Here is a 16,468-nt window from a genome sequence, read left to right on the forward strand (position 1 = left end):
GTTGGCTAACTGAGTTAAACGCTAGCGGATCGCGGCGCCGGTTGTCTATCCTCAGTTAGGTGACTGACTCAAAGCGCGGTGGCAAGCGCGAACGGCTGGCGTCCGCCGCCGCCGAGGTGTTCCACCAGCAGGGCGTGGAGCGCACCACGCTCAACGACATCGCGCAGGCCGCGGACGTCCCGCTGGGCAACGTCTACTACTACTTCAAGACCAAAGATCAGCTGGTCGAGGCCGCGCTCGGCGCGCACCGCTCGCGGCTGGCCGAGCTCACCGACCAGCTCGACGCGCTGCCCGATCCGGCCGTGCGTCTCAAGACGCTGATCGCCGGCTGGGTCGACCAGCGCGAGGTCGCGGCTCGCTATGGCTGCCCCTTCGGGACGCTGGCGACCGAACTCGACAAGCGCGAGGACGGCTTGGACCAGACCGCCGCGGGCGTGCTGCGCGCCCTGCTCGACTGGGCCGAGGAGCAGTTCCGGCAGCTCGGGCGGGCCGATGCGCGGGATCTGGCCGTCGACCTCGTCGCGGCGTATCAGGGCATGTCGGTGCTGGCCAACGCGCTGCGGGATCCGGAGGTGATGACGGCGCAGGGCCGGCGTCTCGAAGGGTGGATCGACACGCTCGCCTGATCGGGTTTCTCCGGGAGATGATCGGATGTTTCCATCCGCACGCGCACCGGAGGGCAAGACCCGTGTTCTTCAAGGACGGCCAGCACATCCTTCTCATCGGCGACAGCATCACCGACTGTGGACGCCGCGATGAGGACGCCCCGTACGGCCGCGGGTACGTCAGCCTGCTGCGGGCGTTCACTACCGCCCGGCACCCCGAGGCCCGGCTGACCTGGACCAACCACGGCACCAGCGGCAACACGACCCGCCACCTGGCCGAACGTTGGGAGAGCGACGCGCTCGCGCCGCGTCCGGACTGGCTGTCGGTGATGATCGGGATCAACGACGTCTGGCGCGCCTTCGACGGGAACCCGGACCTCGCCGTTCCGCTGGAGGAGTACGTCGACACCCTGCGCACGCTGCTGCGCCGCGCGGTCGAGGAGACCGGCTGCCGCCTGATCCTGGCCGATCCGTACATCATCGAGCCGGACCGCACCGAGCCGCAGCGCGCCGCCAGCGACACGTTCGCGACCGCGGTGGCGGGGCTGGCCGAGGAGTTCGACGCGGTGCACATCCCGACACAGCGGGTGTTCGACGCGGCGCTGGCGAACACGGGGTCGCAGTACTGGGCGAACGACCGGATCCACCCGAACCTGGCGGGTCACGCGCTGATCGCCGACGCGTTCATGAAGGTGTTGGAGATCTGATGATGAATCTGGCGGCGCGGGCCTAAATCATTATTCTTTGATCGTTATCGGGATCAAATGGTCCCTGTGACGAGTTCGATCCTTGATGATCCCCGTGTTTCGCGGCGTCGGCTGCTGACTTCCGCCTGCGCCGCCGCGGTGGTGGGTGTGACCGGGGTCCGTCCGGCCTCGGCGACGACGGCGGCGCCGGTCGCGAACGGCTTGGACTACGCCTCGGCGCCGCATCCGTCGGTGGGCGCGATGGCTGCCGCCGGCTACGCGTTCGTGGTCCGCTACCTCAGCTACAGCCCGGAGAAGAACCTCACCGCCGACGAGGCGCGGGCGCTGACCTCGGCGGGAATCGCAGTGGTCTGCAACTGGGAGGCGACCGCCGACGGTCCGCGCCAGGGCTTCGCGCGGGGCGTCGCGGACGCCACCGAGGCGGACAAGCAGGCGGCGGCGTGCGGGTCACCGGCGGATCGGCCGATCTACTTCAGTATCGACTGGGATGTCCAAGCCGCCGACATGGACGCGGTCAACGCGTACTTCGACGGCGTCGCCTCGGTCATCGGCGTCGCCCGCACCGGCGCCTACAGCAGCTATGACGCGCTCGGCTGGTTGCTGGCCTCGGGACGGATCCAGTGGGCTTGGCAGTCGTGCTCGACGGCGTACTCCAACGGCCGCAACCGCACGCCGTATCCCGGCATCCAGCTGTGGCAGAACCGGACGCCGTTCACGTTCGACGGCGCCGACGTGGACGGCGACCAGGCGCTGACGGCGGACTTCGGGCAGTGGGGCGCCGGGGCGTTCATGGAGCCGCAGGGGAGCGGCGGGCGGATCGCCGGCGGTGTGCACAGCGATGGACGGATCGAGCTGTTCGCGGTGACGCCGAGCGGCGGGATCACGAATGCCGCCGAGACGGCGCCGAACGGCGTGTGGTCGGGGTGGAGTGATTTCAGTCCGGCTAAAGGCTTCGGGTTCGCGGCGCGCACGAGTTCGGTGGCGGTCGGACGGCACGCCGACGGTCGGCTGGAGGTCTTCGCGGTGATGAGCGACGGCTCGGTGCAGAACCGCTTTCAGGACTCGGCGGGCGGAGCGTGGTCGGATTGGGGCGTGTTCGCATCGTCGAAGACTGCGAAAGCGTTGACGGTTGTGGCACATGCCGACGGTCGGCTGGAGCTGTTCGCGGCGACGCCGACCGGTGGGATCTCGAATAAGTCCGAGACGACGCCGAACGGCGCGTGGTCCGGGTGGAACGAGGTCGGACCGCAAGGCGGCGTCACGGAAACCGTGAGTGCTGCCCGCCACGCCGACGGACGCCTGGAGGTGTTCGCGGTGATGAGCGACGGCTCGATGCGCAACCGTGTCGAGACAGCGGCGAACGGCGCGTGGTCCGCTTGGGGCGTCTACGGCCCAACCGGCGGCGCGAACGGGTACGGCGCTCCCGGCACCGTGGCGGCCGGGGCGCATCAGGACGGCCGGGTCGAGGTTTTCGCGGTCACGCCGGGCGGCGGCGTCCGGAACCGGTTCGAGGCGGTGGCGAACGGCGCCGAGTGGTCGAGGTGGGGCGACGGCTTCGGTCCCGCCGGTCCGGTCACCGCTGCTTCGGTGACGCGGCATGCCGACGGTCGGATGGCGGTCTTCGCCGTGCTGGCCGACGGGTCGATCTGGAACCGGTCCGAGGCGGTGGCGAACGGCGCGTGGTCCGAGTGGAACGGGTTCGTTGGGGCTGGAATGGTAAAGCCTTGATTTCGCCGACGCGTCTTGGTCACATCGTCGCGAGGTCGAAGACCAGCGCCGCGGCGATGGCGATCCCGTAGGCGGAGGCGGCCAGCGCGACCGTCCGCGTCCGCTTCGGCTCCGGCCAGGACGTCAGGGTCAGGGCCCAGGCGAGCGTGGGCAGGACCAGCACGCCGTGCAGGCTGATCCCGTGGACCAGCTTGAGGAAACCGAGGTCCTGGTAGGCCTGTTGCTGGTGTCCGGTGTTGGCCTCGGACGTACCGCGGGCGATCATCGCGGCGCCGGAGAGCAGGCCGATCATCAGGGTGAGGAAGCCGGCGCGCAGGGCCAGGCGCATCGACGGCGCCTGGTCCGGATCGCCGCGGAACGCCGCGAAGGCGAGCCGGCCCAGCACGAGGACCAGGATGCCGCCGCCGACGGCCAGGGTCATCGACACGCCGGTGTTGAAGGACCCCTGCATGTCGATGTGGGACGGGACGTGGCGCCACGCCTGGAGGGTGATGCCGCCGACCTCGACGAAGCAGTCGGCGGCGAAGATGCCGAGCGCCAGAGCCCGGGTGCGCTCCGAGAGCTTGAGGGAGGAGGCGACCCAGGCGACGGCGATGAGCGTGAGGCCGAAGGACAGGCCGAAGGTCGTCGGCTTGCGCCAGGAGACGGGTCCTTCCCACGGTCCGCCGCGGATGAAGAACACGGTGAAGTGGAAGGCGCCGGAGGTGATGAGCACCAGGCCGAGGACGTAGCAGACTCGTTCGATGCGCCGGCCGTGCGTCCAGATCTCGCGGACCGCCACCCACCACGCCGGCGGCGCTGGATGAGGCGGGGCGGCGGATGCGGATGTCGCGGCGGTCACGGTGGCTCCCGGCGGGATGCGGTGGGCGGCTGGGCACCCTTCATCCTCGGGATCGGCGGCGACGCTGCCATCCGGTGGGGAGAGACACCGCGAGTACGCCGGGGGAAGTACGGTGCGGTCTTCGGGTCGCCCCGGTGCGTATGGTCTGGAGATCCGGAGAATCGACGTCTACTGAGCCAATGGGATGATGTTCAACGGTCGCGCGCGTGGCGGATCGCCGGAACTCGGGACTGCTTCGCGATGCTTTCCGCGAAGAGTCCACTTGTTCGCGGAAAGGTATGAATTCTCCCATGCGTCTTCGAATCGGGCTGCGCGCGTGCGGCATGACCGCCGCGCTTCTCGGCACTGCGCTGGGCGTCGTCGCGCCCTCGCAGGCCAGTAACACGTCCCCGCAGGCGGAGGCGTACGTCGTCTCCGCGCAGGCCCTCGGCGGCCTGGTCGCCGTGCCGCCGACGCCGGACTCGACGTTCCCGCCCGGCGGGACCCAGAGCCTGCCGACCCTGAACCTCGGCCCGATCGCCGTCGACGCCCTGCTCACCGCCACCACCGCGGGCGACGCCAAGGCCGGCACCGCCTCGGCCTCGGCCGCCGCGGCGCACCTGCTGCTGACCATCCCGCTGGTCGGCGCGCTCGACGTCACCGGGATCAAGGCCACCTGCGACGCCCCGGCCTCCCCGGGCGCGGCCACCGGCACCGGCACCGTCGCCACCGCGGTCTTCACCCCGGTCCCGCCGCCCGCGCCGCTGCCGCCGGCGACGCCGGTGACGATCACCGTCCCGACCGGCGTGAACCAGACGGTCACCGTGCCGCAGCTGGGCACCATCGTGGTCAACAAGCAGGTCACCGACAAGGACGGCAACCTGACCGTCGAGGCGGCGGACATCACGCTGGTCGGCGGCCAGGAAGTCGTGCTCGGCTCCGCGATGTGCGGCGGCGCGATGCCGGCCTCGAACAGCGCGACGCACCCGACGCACTGAGGGCTCGGCGGGCTGAGGTTTCGCGGGTGGGTCCCGGCTCAGGCCACTGAGTCGGGACTTCTCGGTGCTCGGCTGCTACTGGTCCAGCGTGGTGGCGGCCCATTTGGTGCCGTTGTAGAAGTAGGCGGGCTTGCCGTTCAGGCCGATGGTGCGGAACGGCTTGCCGTGGTCGTCGACGGTCAGCGTGCCCTGCTGGTCGCCGCAGCTCCAGACCAGGACCAGCGTCCAGTCGATCTCCTGGTCGGCGGAATGGGCGTCGACGTCCAGCACCTGCGAATCGTCGCCGGAGACCTGGAACGGGAAGTCGGCGAGCCCGACCTTGTCATTCGCGATCTGGCCCGAGACGGGTTTGATCTTCGGCGCCGAGGCGTCCAGATCGATCGCGAACGAAGCCGGATCCAGCCCGCCGCCGCACCCGGAGCCCATGGTGTAGGCGTAGCCGCTCGCCGGCGCGGGCTTCGCACCGACGACGTGGACGTAGAGCGTGTGCAGGACCACCGGCGCGCGCCCCGGCGTGCCCTGCGCGGTGAGCTGGAGCCGGAGGTGCCCGCCGGGGACCGCGCCGAGAGGCTGGGCCCAGAGACCGACATCGGGGAGTCCGGGCGGGGGCGGGACCGCGGTGGGGGATTGGGGTGCGTAGAACCACTGGCCGCACTCGGTGTCCCAGTTGTCGGCGAGGACGCTGACGGTGACTGGGGTCGGGAGGGTGGGAGTGGGGCTCGGCGAAGGGGCGGATGGTTTGCTGATTGGCGAGTTGGAGTCGCGGGTCGCGTAGATAGCGATCGGGACAAGAACGGCGACTGCGGCGAGTCCGGCTAGAGCAGGTATCAGCCGGCGACGTGTCCGACGACCAGGTGCGGCTGAGTCGGCGGTACCAGAAGCAACTACTCCGGTGGCGCTCGCGCCCGACTGAGACTCAGTGATACCTGAACCAGTTGCCTCGGCGCGGCGTTCGGCGTCGGCGAGCAGCCACATGCGGTGGAGCGCCAGCACTTCTTCGGGGGTGGCGTTGCAGGCGCGGGCGAAGCGTTCGGCGGGGGCGAACTCGGCGGGGACGGTGGTGCCGTTGCAGTAGCGGTGGAGGGTTGAGGTGCTGGTGTGGAGGCGTTGGGCCAGTGCGCCGTAGCTGCGGCCGGAGCGGTCCTTCAGTTCGCTCAGGCGTGCCGCGAACGCGTCGGTGTGCCTCGCCACGCGGTGGTCCTCCCCGTTCTGTGCCGCCGTTCCAGGAACGGGTGATGTCGCAGCTCAGGGTACCTGGAATCGTTCCAGCGTCCCGCATCGGCGTTGAGGGGTGGCGGGTGGGACGGGGCGCCCGGCACGGTGGGGCTCATGAAGAAGATCACGCTGTCGTCCGTCGCCGTCGCGCTGTGTGCCGTCTCGCTCAGCGCGTGCCAGTCCTCGAAGTCCGGCGCGTCCGGTGCCGGAACGGTGACGAGCACGTCCGAGGTCGGTTCGGTCGGGACCACCGCGTCCACGGGGTCGACCAGTGCGCAGTCCTCCGCGCCGCCCGCCCCCGCCACGAGTGCCAAGGCTCCGCCGGTCACCGCGAAGACCTCGGCCACCGCCAAGCCCTCGGCCACCGCGTCACCCGCCCCGCACGACGACGACAGCTACGCCTTCGCCCACCGCTGCACCGCGACGCAGGTGACGCTCCAGGTCTCCCCGATGACCGACGTCCCGACCCGCCGCCTGATCGCGGTCCGCAACACCGGTGCGACCTCCTGCGGCCTGAGCTACTACCCGCTGGTCGGCCTCGGCAGCGCGCAGTCCGCCGACCACAGCAAGGACGTGAAGCCGCTGATCCCCGGCGGTCTCGGCGGTCCGCCGGCCTACGTGCTGTACGCGGGCAAGACCGCCTACGCCGTCCTGGACCTCAACCCCGGCGGCTCCGGCTCGGGCCCGGCCACCACGCTCGACGAGATCAACGTCCTGGTCTCGGACAGCATGCCGAACGCGGCCACCCAGAACTTCCCGCTAGGCGGCGGCTCGGTCGGAAAGCCGAAGCTGGGGCTCTACGAGCGAGGCGTCGCGGACGCGGTCGCCTCGATGCAGGGCGCCAACACGCCGCAATAGGGGCGGGAGGACCAGCGCGGGGCCCGGCTTCGCAGGGGTGAGCCGGGCCTCGCGCTGCTATTTCAGCTGATTCCCCGGCGTCGCGAACGCACCGGCGCGGCTACTGCTTCGCCCAGATCTCGTTCGGTCCGGCGTTGCACGGCCACGCCGTGACGTTCGCGCCCGCGTGGATCGGCACCGGTCCCGCGGCGTCCAGGCACAGCGCGGTGTTCGCCACCGGCGACACCGTGCCGTTGGCGTTCCAGACCCAAGCCTGGTTCGACCCGCCGTGGCAGTTCCACACCGCGACCTGCGCGGCGTTCGCGACCTTGCCGTTCGGGGCGGCCGCGTCCAGACACAGGTTCGCGTCGGCCAGGGAGCGGATCGTGCCGTCGGTGTGGATCTGCCACCCCTGGTTCGCGCTGCCCTGGCAGGTCCCGGCAGTGACCTTCGCGCCGGAGTGGATGCCGCCGTCGGCCGCCGCGTCCAGGCACAGGGACATCGACACCAGAGCGGTCGGGTTCGAGACCGTCGGGGTGGGGGTCGGCGTCGGCGTCGGGGTGGGAGTGCTGCTGGTCGTGGACGGCGTGGACGGCGTGGCCGGTACCGAGGCGGACGGCGTCGCGGCGACCGGAGTGGTCGGCACGGAGCTCGCGGTCGGCACGCCGGGGACGGTCGAACTGCTGGTGTCCGTCTGGTGCCACGGTCTCGTGACCCCGAGCGCGACTCCGGCGATGATCACGACCGCCGCCAACCCGCCGCCTATGAGCAACGCGCGGCGCTTCGCCTCTGGATAGTCGTCATATGTCGCATAGCCCGAAGCGCTGTAGTCGGGTGGTCCGGGTGGCCCGGAAGAGCCGGAAGTGCCGGGCGGCGCAGCCATCCCCATCGCCGGTCCGGCCGGAACCGGAGGCAGCAGGGACGTAGCTGTCGAATCCGCGCTGTTCCCGGCTGCCGGTGCTCCTGTCGCGCCTGCCGCTGGAACCTGCGGCAGCGTCCGCGTCTCGGTGGCGTCCGGCGAAGCCGGCGCCGCCATCCCCGCCTCCAGCAGCCCCAGCGCCGCCGCCGCAGTCGGCCGCCGCCCCGGATCCTGCGCGGTCAGCGCCTCGATCAGCGGCCCGAGCGCCCCGGCGCGCGTCATCGGCGGCAGCGGCTCGGCCGGATGCGGCGCGTATCCCTCCACCGCCTCGAACAGCGCCATCCCCAGCGCGAAGACGTCGGTCGCCGGGGTGGCGCCCGGCGCGACGCGGTCGCCGACCAGCAGCGCGGTGCCGTCGTCGGTGAGCACGATGGTGTGCGGGGTGATGTAGCCGTGGACGGTGCCGGCGGCCAGCGCGGTGAGGATCGCGCGGGCGATCAGCGCCACGCGGCTCGGGTCCAGCGGGATGACCGCCTGCTGCGCGATACCGGTGCCCGGATCGTGCAGCACGTCGTGCAGCGAGCGTCCGCGCACCTGGCGCCCGGTGCTCTGGTTACCGGGCCGGTACCCACTCGCGTCCATAGAACCTCGACACTCCCGCTATACGGTCGGAATTCAACAGGATACTGACCTCCGCTCTGCTCGTTACGCCACCCGGGCGATCCCCATCCGGCCCTGTCAGGCTGCGTACGGGCGCCGATCCCGCGATGATCCCTCTGAGTAAGCGATCGATCATCGGGAGCGACGTGGTGGGAAGTCCGGAAGGCGGGAAGACCGGGACCGGGTACGCGGTGCCCGGCGAGAACGGCGCCGACGACGGCTACGAGGACCCGCCGCCGACGCGCCGCGACCGGCTGAAGGCGTGGGGTCCGCTGCTGGTGCCGGTGGTGGTGTTCGGCGGGATCGCGGCGTTCGTGTTCGCGGGCATCGCCGACATGGCCAGGACCTCGCACGCCCCCGACTATTCCGCGTCGAGCTGCTCGCCGAGCGATCCGCACAAGGTCCTGGTCGAGGTGAACACCGGGGCGACCGGCAAGGCGATCGGCGACGCGCTGTTCAACGCCGGCGTGGTGCGCAGCACGCAGGCGTTCGTCGACGCCGCCGGGCACAACGAGGCGGCGCGCGGCATCAGCACCGGGACCTACCGGGTCTGCCCGAAGATCAGCGCCGCGACCGCCATCACCGAGCTGCTCAACTCCGCCAACCTCTCGCCGGACTCGCTGCTCGAGGTCCGGCCCGGCGACTACAGCTGGGAGACGCTGCAGGCGCTGGCCAAGAAGCGGGAGTGGAGCAAGGACGACCTCCAGCAGCTCATCGACACCAACCAGATCGGCCTGCCGCCCTGGTCCAAGAGCGCCGACGGGCACTGGACCGCCGAGGGCATGCTGGAGCCCGGCCGCTACACCCTGACCAGCGCCGACACCCCGCAGAGCGTGCTGACCTCGATGGTGAGGACGCGGGTCGCCGAGCTGACCGCGCTCGGGCTGCCGGCCAAGGCCGCCATGCTCAAGTGCGCCCCGGCGCGCGCCTGCACCCCCGAGGAGGCCCTGACCATCGCCTCCCTGGCCGAGGCCGAGGTCACCAAGCCCGACCCGGACGGCCGCGAGGTCTCCGAGGCGGTCCAGAACCGGCTCAGCCGCGGCGACTTCGTCGGCGTGGACGCCACGACCAGGTACTGGATGAGCCTGCTGGCCGGCAAGCGCGTCCCGGTGACGGCGCGCGAGGTCACCGACCCGACCGACCCGTATGCCACCGGCGGTCACAAGGGACTGCCGCCGACCCCGGTCAGCATCCCCTCCAAGCAGATGATCGCGGCGGTCCTGACCCCGGCGACGGAGCGTTGGTACTACTGGTGCGCCAGCGGGGACGGCACGAAGTTCTTCAAGGAGTCGGAGAAGACCCAGTTCGAGCAGACCTGCCTGACGCACTGATCGAGGTGAGACGACGATGACGAACTCTGCGAACGAAGCGAACCCAGCGAACCCAGCGAACCCAGCGAACCCAGCGAACCCAGCCGGCTCGGCGAAAGCAGCCGGCTACCCCCAGACCGTCGCCGCGGGCTACGCCTTCGACGGCCCGACCCTGGACCTCGGTGCGCTGATGGCCGACGGCACCCCGGATCCGGACGTCCAGGTCCGCATCCCGCTGACCATGCTCACCCGGCACGGCCTGGTCGCCGGCGCCACCGGTACCGGCAAGACCAAGACCTTGCAGGCCATGGCCGAGCAGCTCTCGGCAGCCGGCGTCCCGGTGTTCCTGGCCGACATGAAGGGCGACCTGTCCGGGCTGGCGGCGCCCGGCGCGGGCGGCGAGAAGCTGACCACCCGCACCCAGGCGCTGGGCCAGCAGTGGTCTGCGAAAGCCTTCCCCTGCGAGTTCTACACGCTCGGCGGCGAGGGGACCGGCGTCCCGGTGCGCGCGACGGTCTCGGCGTTCGGGCCGACGATGCTGGCCAAGGTGCTCGGGCTGAACCCGACCCAGGAGTCCTCCCTGGGCCTGGTCTTCCACTACGCCGACACCAAGGGCTGGCTGCTGCTGGACCTCAAGGACCTGCGCAGCGTGCTGGTCCATCTGACCAGCGACGAGGGCAAGGCGGAGCTGAAGGCGATCGGCGGACTGTCGCCGCAGACCGCCGGGGTCATCCTGCGGGAGCTGACGGCGTTCCAGGCCAAGGGCGCCGAGCCGTTCTTCGGGGAGACCGAGTTCAACCCGCTCGACCTGATCCGCACCACGCCCGACGGCCGCGGCGTGGTGTCGCTGCTGGAGCTGCCGGGAGTCGCCAACCAGCCCGAGCTGTTCTCCACGTTCCTGATGTGGCTGGTCGCGGACCTCTTCGAGCGGTTGCCGGAGGTCGGCGACGTGGACCGGCCCAAGCTCGTGTTCTTCTTCGACGAGGCGCACCTGCTGTTCACCGGGGCGTCCAAGGCCTTCCTGTCGGCGATCACGCAGGCGGTGCGGCTGATCCGGTCCAAGGGCGTCGGGATCTTCTTCGTCACGCAGACCCCGAAGGACGTGCCCGGCGACGTTCTGGCGCAGCTCGGCAACCGGGTTCAGCACGCGCTGCGCGCCTACACCCCCGACGACGCCAAGGCGCTGAAGGCGACGGTGTCGACGTTCCCGAAGTCGCCGTACGACCTGGGCGAGGTGCTGCAGAATCTCGGGATCGGCGAGGCGGTGGTGACCGTGTTGTCCGAGAACGGCGCGCCGACTCCGGTGGCGTGGACCCGGCTGCGCGCCCCGGAATCGCTGATGGCTGAGGCGGATCAGGCGGTCGTGCAGGGGATTGTGAACGCCTCGCCGCAGCTGGCGACCTATGGTCCGGCCGTCGATCGGGAGTCGGCGTACGAGATCCTCGCCGCGCGCGAGCAGGAAGCGCAGGCAGCGGCTGAGGATCAGCGCCGGGAGGACGAAGCGGCCAAGGCCGAGCGCGAGACCCAGACCCAGTCTCAGAGCCAGAGTCAGAGCCGGAGCCGCCCGAGCACCGCCGCCAAGGCTCCGCCGAACCTCATCGACCAGGCGCTCGGATCAGCGACGGTCAAGAAGGCGGTGAACACCGCGGTGCGAGAGTTGACGCGCAGTATTTTCGGGACGCGCAAACGCGGGTAACGGAGCTGGAGCCCCGGCGTTTGTGTGGAACGCCGGGGCTGTGTGCGTCTCAGCTTGTTGTGCTGGTCAGTACTTCGCTCGGCTCGGTGGTTGTTGGTGCCGCTCCCGCCGGCTTCGCGCCGCGCTCCAGCGTCGCCGACCACACCGCCAGCACCAGCGCCGAGCCGGCGAGGACCGCCCCGACCCAGTTCGGCGCGGTGTATCCGAACCCTGCGGAGATCACGACGCCGCCGAGCCACGCCGACAGCGCGTTGCCCAGGTTGAAGGCGCCGATGTTGACGGCCGAGGCCAGGGTCGGGGCACCGTGCGCCTGGTCCAGGACCCGGGCCAGCTCCCGCCGCAGGTGCGCGCCCTCGGGGCGGGGCAGCGGCGGCACCAGCTTGGCGATGCCGAGCAGTCCGGCGACGCCCAGACCCGCCACGATCGCGAACGTCCACGCGCCAGCCGACCGCCTGCCCGACGAACGTGCCCAGCGGCACGCCGACGACGTTCGCCACGGTCAGCCCGGTGAACATGGCGGCTATCGCCCCGGCCTTCTTCTCCGGCGCGACCAGCTCGGCGGCGACCACCGACCCGATCCCGAAGAACGCGCCGTGCGCCAGCGCGGTCACGATGCGCCCGAGGAGCATCACCTCGAACGACGGCGCGAACGCCGAGACCAGGTTGCCGAGCACGAACAGGCCCATGAGCAGCATGAGCATGGTCTTGCGCCCGAGCCTGGTGCCGAGCGCGGTCATCACCGGCGCGCCGGCGACCACGCCGAGGGCGTAGCCGGTGACCAGCAGTCCGGCCGAGGGGATCGAGACGCCGTAGTCCCCGGCGATCTCCGGCAGCAGGCCCATCGGGACGAACTCGGTGGTGCCGATGCCGAAGGCGCCGATGGCCAGGGCGAGGAGAGCGAGAGGCATGGGGATCACAATAATTGCAAGCGCATGTATTTGCAAACACAACGATTGCACGCGCGGTATATTGGCAGGCGGGGCACGGAAGGAGCAGGGCACCATGACCGGCACCGCTGACACCAAGAGCGTTGACACCAAAAGCGACACCCAGAACACCACCGGCACCGCCGAGATCGGGCTGGTCCACGGCTGGTACGCGCTCTCACTCCTGCACGGCCGCATCGAGAGCCACGTCGAGCGAGCCCTCCAAGCCCGCCACGACCTGAGCGCCCGCGAGTACTCGCTCCTGGACGTCCTGAGCTACCAGCACGACGGCGACGGCGGCCACCTGCGCATGAACCAGGTCGCCGAGGCAGTGGTGCTCAGTCAGAGCGCGACGACCCGCCTGGTCACCCGTCTGGAAGACCGCGGCCTCCTCGAGCGCTATCTGTGCCCCACCGACCGCCGCGGCATCTACACCAACGTGACGCCCCCCGGCCTCGCCCTCCTCGCCGAAGCCCGCCCCACCCACGACACCGCCCTGCGCGAGGCGCTGGACAACGCCGCCGCCGATCCGCGGCTGGCGCCGCTGGTGGAGACCGTCGAGCAGATCAACCGGACGACGGCGGGCTGAGCCGGTCGACGTACCGGAACGCGACCGCAGCTCCGAGGAACTCCACGGCGCACCCCACCGCGACCGCGATCCGCAGTCCGTGCACGAAGTGCGGGCCGCTTGCCGCTCCGGCGGAGGCCACGGCCATGACCGAGCCCTGAACCGCGACGCCGAGGGTGGCGCCGAACATGCGGGCCAGGTTGGCGATGCCTGAGGCGAGGCCGGCTAGTTCGGACGCTACTGCCGAGACGGCGACGCCGACGACCGGGCCGGTGTTCAGAGCCAGTCCGATGCCGATGACGGTGAAGGCGATCTCCAGGACCAGGAGGTTCGCGTCCGCTCCGGCGACGGCGAAGATCAGGACGCCGGTTCCCATCGCGGTCATGCCGGCGGTCATCGGCAGCCGCGGTCCGTAGCGCGTCACCAGGCGTCCGGTCAGTGGCGAGAGGACCGTCGCGGCGACCGCCAGCGGCAGCATCGCCACGCCGGCGCCGAGTGCGGAGGCGCCGCGTTCCTGTTGGAACATCAGGCTGGTCAGGAGGAACAGGCCGTACATCCCGAAGGTCATGCACGCCGCGACGATGACCGCGACCGGCAGCTGCCCGCGCCGCAGCAGGTCCAGCGGGAGCATCGGGTCGCTGCGACGGCGTTCGACCGCGACGAACGCCGCGGGACCGACCACGCACCCTGCGATGCACGCCAGCGTCGCTGGGGAGGTCCAGCCCAGCTCGCGTCCCTGGACTGCGACGAAGGTCAGCAGGCCGAGGGAGGCGATCGCCAAGACCTGGCCGAGCGGGTCCAGCGTGCGCGCCCGCGGGTTGCGTGACTCCGGTACGTGCCGCAGCGTGAGCACGAGTGCCGCGATGCCGATCGGCACGTTGACCCAGAAGATCGACTGCCAGCCGAGCGTCTGCACGGCCAGCCCGCCCAACGTGGGCCCGACGGCCAGTCCGCTGCCGGCCACGATCGACCACGCGGCCATCGCCTTGTTCCGCTCCCGGCGCCCGGGGAAGGCCGTGGCCAGGATCGCAAGGCTCTGCGGCAGCATCATCCCGGAGCCGACGCCCTGCGTGACGCGGCCCGCCAGCAGCACCGGAAGTCCCGGCGCGAGCGCGCAGACGGTGGATCCGAGGACGAAGACGGCCACGCCGGTGCGGAACAGCCGGCGGCGTCCGAAGCGGTCGCCGAGCGTGCCGCCGGTGAGCAGGAGCGCGGCGAAGGTGACGTTGTAGGCGTCGACGACCCATTGCAGGCCGGAGATGCCGCCGGACAGGTCGTGCCGGATCGCGGGCAGGGCGAGGTTCACGGCCGTGGTGTCGACCTGGCCGAGGAACAGGGCGAGGCAGGTGGCGAGCAGGGTCACGCCGGGGCGGTGGAGCGCGGGCGCGGTATCGGGCTCGGGCTCGGAGGGCGAAGCAGAACCGGAAGAAGTCGTCGTCATGGCTGTCGACATATCGATGACGGTAGGGCCGCGACGGTTCGGCGCCGGCCGAAAGAATCCCGCGACCTGAGTCTGACCTCGACGATTCCTCGCCGTTTCCTCCTCTCCGGGTCCGTGTTGACGTGAAACTTAGGTTTGCCTAACCTAACCCTCGCTAGATCGTTCCGATTCAGGGGGTCCCTTGCTCTCCGCACCCGTCCTCGCCGGCGCCCCGGCGTACCTCGCCGCGCCCGCGCCCTCCACCCCGCTGGGTCCCTTCGAGGACAGCGCCGTGTCCTGGGCGAGTTGGGCGACGCTGATGTCCTTCGTCGGCCTGGTCGCCCTGGCGCTCGTCGTCGCCGCCCCGGCCCGAGGCGCCGGCGAGCGCACGGCGCGGATCGTCCGGACCCGGCTGGGCTGGGCCGCGGTCGTCGCCGGAGTTCTTGCGCTCCCGGCGGTCCTCACCGACCAGGCCCACAGCGCCTCGCGCACCGGCTACGACTACGGCGCCGCGTGGCGCGGGCTCTTCGACGGCTCGGGCGCCGGGCTGCTCGCCGGGCTGGAGACGGTGCTGCCCTTCGTCGCCGCGCTGCTGATCCTGCCGGTCGTGATACGCCGGGCCCTTCCGGCGCGCCTGGTGACCGGACTGCGTGTCGCGGCCCTGATCCTCGGCGTCGTCGGTCTGGTCTCGACCCGCATCCCGACTTCGCTGGCCGACAATGCGGGCCGCACCGTCTTCCAGACCTTCATGTGGATCCTGCATCTGATCGGCGGCGGCGTGTGGGTCGGCGGGCTGATCGGGCTGGTCGTGCTCGTCGCGGGCAGCGGTCTGGAATCCGGGTTCTGGTCCCCGGCGATCCGCCGGTTCTCCATCGCCGCGATGAGCTGCGTGGCAGCCATCAGCCTGTCGGGGCTGTTCCTGTACTGGGAGCACGTCGACGGCCCGACCCAGCTGCTGAGCACCATGTACGGACGGGTCCTCGGCGTGAAGCTGCTGATCTTCGGCAGCCTGCTCGCCCTCGGCGCCGTCAACCAGTTCTGGCTGCACCCGCGCATCGACGCGCTGCGCGCCGCCGGGGACGAGCGTCCGCTGCGCACCGTCCTGGTCAGGCGGTTCCCGGCGGTGGTCGGCGTGGAGACGGTGCTGATCCTCGGGCTGCTGTTCGCCGCCTCCTTCCTGCACGGCTCGGCGCGCAACCAGGCGTTCCAGGCCGACGCGGCCAAGCACGCCACCGGCTCGGTGAAGAAGCTGCCCAAGCTGCCGCAGAAGGAGGTCTCGGCCTCGACCTGGATCGAGGGCACCGCCGAGACGGCCGCGGTGCTGGTCGTGACGGTGGCGGGGTACCGCTTCTCCGGCAAGCTCGCCCGGCGCCGGGTCGGGCGCGTGCGGCCCGCCGAGGGCTGACAGCATTCCGAGCGGAAACCGTGCAACCGAACCGCCGCCCCGGGAGTGTCTTTCGGACCCGGCGTTCGGACGCCGGACTGATCGGAGCGAGGGGTGCTGTGGCCGAAGAGGCTGAGTCGATCGATTTCGCGGGGTTCTACACGGCGACGGCCACCCGCGTCGTGGGATACCTGTTCGTGGTCCTGGGCAGCGTCGCCGAGGCGGAGGACGCGGCGCAGGAGGCGTACACCCGGGCCTGGCTGCGCTGGTCCAAGGTCCGGGGCTACGAGGACCCCGAGGCCTGGGTCCGGACCGTCGGGTTCCGCGTCGCGATGAGCACGTGGCGCAAGACCCGGAACCGGCTGAGCGCGCACCGCACGAGCGGCGAGTCCGGCGCGCACGTCCCGGACCTGTCGCCGGACCGCCTGGTCGTGGTGGACGCGCTGCGCCGCATCCCGGCCGAGCAGCGGCGCGCGCTGGTGCTGTTCCATCTGCTGGGCCTGACCGTGACCGAGATCGCCGAGGAGATCGGCGCGCCGGTCGGCACGGTCAAGGCCCGGCTGTCCCGCGGCCGCAAGGCGCTGGCGCCCTACGTCTCGGAGTTCGCCGACGACGAGGAGGCTCCGCCGGGCTCGGCAGCCTCTTCACCGGCCTCTTCACCGGCCTCCTCATCGCTTCAAGCACTTTCCTCCTCGGAGGACTCATCGGCGCTCTTCGGGAAGAAGGGGATGGTTT

13 protein-coding genes and 2 pseudogenes are annotated in these 16,468 nt (G+C 71.0%); 10 read left to right on the plus strand and 5 right to left on the minus strand.

Annotated elements, in window-relative coordinates; all coding sequences use genetic code 11:
* Positions 1–59: 59 nt before the first annotated feature.
* The 3 genes from CACI_RS10195 (at position 60) to CACI_RS45370 (ending at position 3,040) form a co-directional block, all read left to right on the plus strand.
* On the plus strand, positions 60–626 hold the full coding sequence (locus tag CACI_RS10195) for a TetR/AcrR family transcriptional regulator (protein WP_012786260.1): 567 nt from the start codon (positions 60–62) through the stop codon (positions 624–626).
* A 62-nt stretch (positions 627–688) separates the two neighbouring features.
* The gene (locus CACI_RS10200) at positions 689–1,312 is read left to right on the plus strand and encodes an SGNH/GDSL hydrolase family protein (RefSeq protein WP_012786261.1); all 624 of its coding nucleotides are present in this window, start codon (positions 689–691) and stop codon (positions 1,310–1,312) included.
* A gap of 147 nt (positions 1,313–1,459) precedes the next feature.
* Positions 1,460–3,040, plus strand: coding sequence for a glycoside hydrolase domain-containing protein (locus CACI_RS45370; protein WP_190276738.1), 1,581 nt, complete (start codon positions 1,460–1,462; stop codon positions 3,038–3,040).
* A 19-nt stretch (positions 3,041–3,059) separates the two neighbouring features.
* Here the strand turns inward: CACI_RS45370 and CACI_RS10215 are convergent, their stop codons facing one another.
* Positions 3,060–3,881 carry a hypothetical protein gene (locus tag CACI_RS10215; protein WP_012786263.1) on the minus strand — a complete coding sequence of 274 codons (822 nt, stop codon included), beginning with the start codon at positions 3,879–3,881 and terminating at the stop codon, positions 3,060–3,062.
* A gap of 290 nt (positions 3,882–4,171) precedes the next feature.
* On the opposite strand from CACI_RS10215, the gene CACI_RS10220 reads away from it, so the two are divergent.
* The gene (locus CACI_RS10220; protein WP_041540149.1) at positions 4,172–4,858 is read left to right on the plus strand and encodes a choice-of-anchor P family protein; all 687 of its coding nucleotides are present in this window, start codon (positions 4,172–4,174) and stop codon (positions 4,856–4,858) included.
* A 75-nt stretch (positions 4,859–4,933) separates the two neighbouring features.
* Here CACI_RS10220 and CACI_RS52200 read toward each other — a convergent pair whose 3' ends face one another.
* Positions 4,934–6,049, minus strand: coding sequence for a helix-turn-helix domain-containing protein (locus CACI_RS52200; protein WP_012786265.1), 1,116 nt, complete (start codon positions 6,047–6,049; stop codon positions 4,934–4,936).
* Between the two features lie 138 nt (positions 6,050–6,187).
* On the opposite strand from CACI_RS52200, the gene CACI_RS51070 reads away from it, so the two are divergent.
* The gene (locus CACI_RS51070) at positions 6,188–6,931 is read left to right on the plus strand and encodes a DUF4232 domain-containing protein (RefSeq protein WP_012786266.1); all 744 of its coding nucleotides are present in this window, start codon (positions 6,188–6,190) and stop codon (positions 6,929–6,931) included.
* A 100-nt stretch (positions 6,932–7,031) separates the two neighbouring features.
* Here the strand turns inward: CACI_RS51070 and CACI_RS10235 are convergent, their stop codons facing one another.
* Positions 7,032–8,411, minus strand: a complete 1,380-nt coding sequence (locus tag CACI_RS10235; RefSeq protein WP_012786267.1) for a ricin-type beta-trefoil lectin domain protein — start codon at positions 8,409–8,411, stop codon at positions 7,032–7,034.
* Between the two features lie 167 nt (positions 8,412–8,578).
* Between CACI_RS10235 and CACI_RS10240 the strand changes: the two genes are divergently transcribed.
* Both CACI_RS10240 and CACI_RS10245 read left to right on the plus strand, forming a co-directional pair.
* Positions 8,579–9,760: an endolytic transglycosylase MltG gene (locus tag CACI_RS10240; protein WP_190276739.1), complete on the plus strand. Its 1,182-nt coding sequence runs from the start codon at positions 8,579–8,581 to the stop codon at positions 9,758–9,760.
* A 16-nt stretch (positions 9,761–9,776) separates the two neighbouring features.
* Entirely contained in the window at positions 9,777–11,435 is a 1,659-nt protein-coding gene (locus CACI_RS10245; protein WP_012786269.1) for a helicase HerA-like domain-containing protein, read from the plus strand.
* A 49-nt stretch (positions 11,436–11,484) separates the two neighbouring features.
* Here the strand turns inward: CACI_RS10245 and CACI_RS54130 are convergent.
* A pseudogene (locus tag CACI_RS54130) lies at positions 11,485–12,343 on the minus strand (MFS transporter).
* Positions 12,344–12,437: 94 nt separating this feature from the next.
* On the opposite strand from CACI_RS54130, the gene CACI_RS10255 reads away from it, so the two are divergent.
* Positions 12,438–12,950: a MarR family winged helix-turn-helix transcriptional regulator gene (locus CACI_RS10255; protein ID WP_012786270.1), complete on the plus strand. Its 513-nt coding sequence runs from the start codon at positions 12,438–12,440 to the stop codon at positions 12,948–12,950.
* Here CACI_RS10255 and CACI_RS10260 read toward each other — a convergent pair.
* Positions 12,928–14,382 (minus strand): MFS transporter, encoded by a 1,455-nt coding sequence (locus CACI_RS10260; protein WP_143765194.1) that lies wholly within the window; start codon positions 14,380–14,382, stop codon positions 12,928–12,930. The two genes, CACI_RS10255 and CACI_RS10260, sit on opposite strands and share 23 nt — an antisense overlap.
* Positions 14,383–14,551: 169 nt before the next feature.
* On the opposite strand from CACI_RS10260, the gene CACI_RS10265 reads away from it, so the two are divergent.
* Positions 14,552–15,754, plus strand: a complete 1,203-nt coding sequence (locus tag CACI_RS10265; protein ID WP_012786272.1) for a copper resistance D family protein — start codon at positions 14,552–14,554, stop codon at positions 15,752–15,754.
* A 98-nt stretch (positions 15,755–15,852) separates the two neighbouring features.
* A pseudogene (locus CACI_RS10270) lies at positions 15,853–16,356 on the plus strand (sigma-70 family RNA polymerase sigma factor); the annotation flags it as partial.
* Between the last annotated feature and the right edge of the window lie 112 nt (positions 16,357–16,468).

It is taken from the genome of Catenulispora acidiphila DSM 44928, from assembly GCF_000024025.1.
GTDB lineage: Bacteria > Actinomycetota > Actinomycetes > Streptomycetales > Catenulisporaceae > Catenulispora > Catenulispora acidiphila.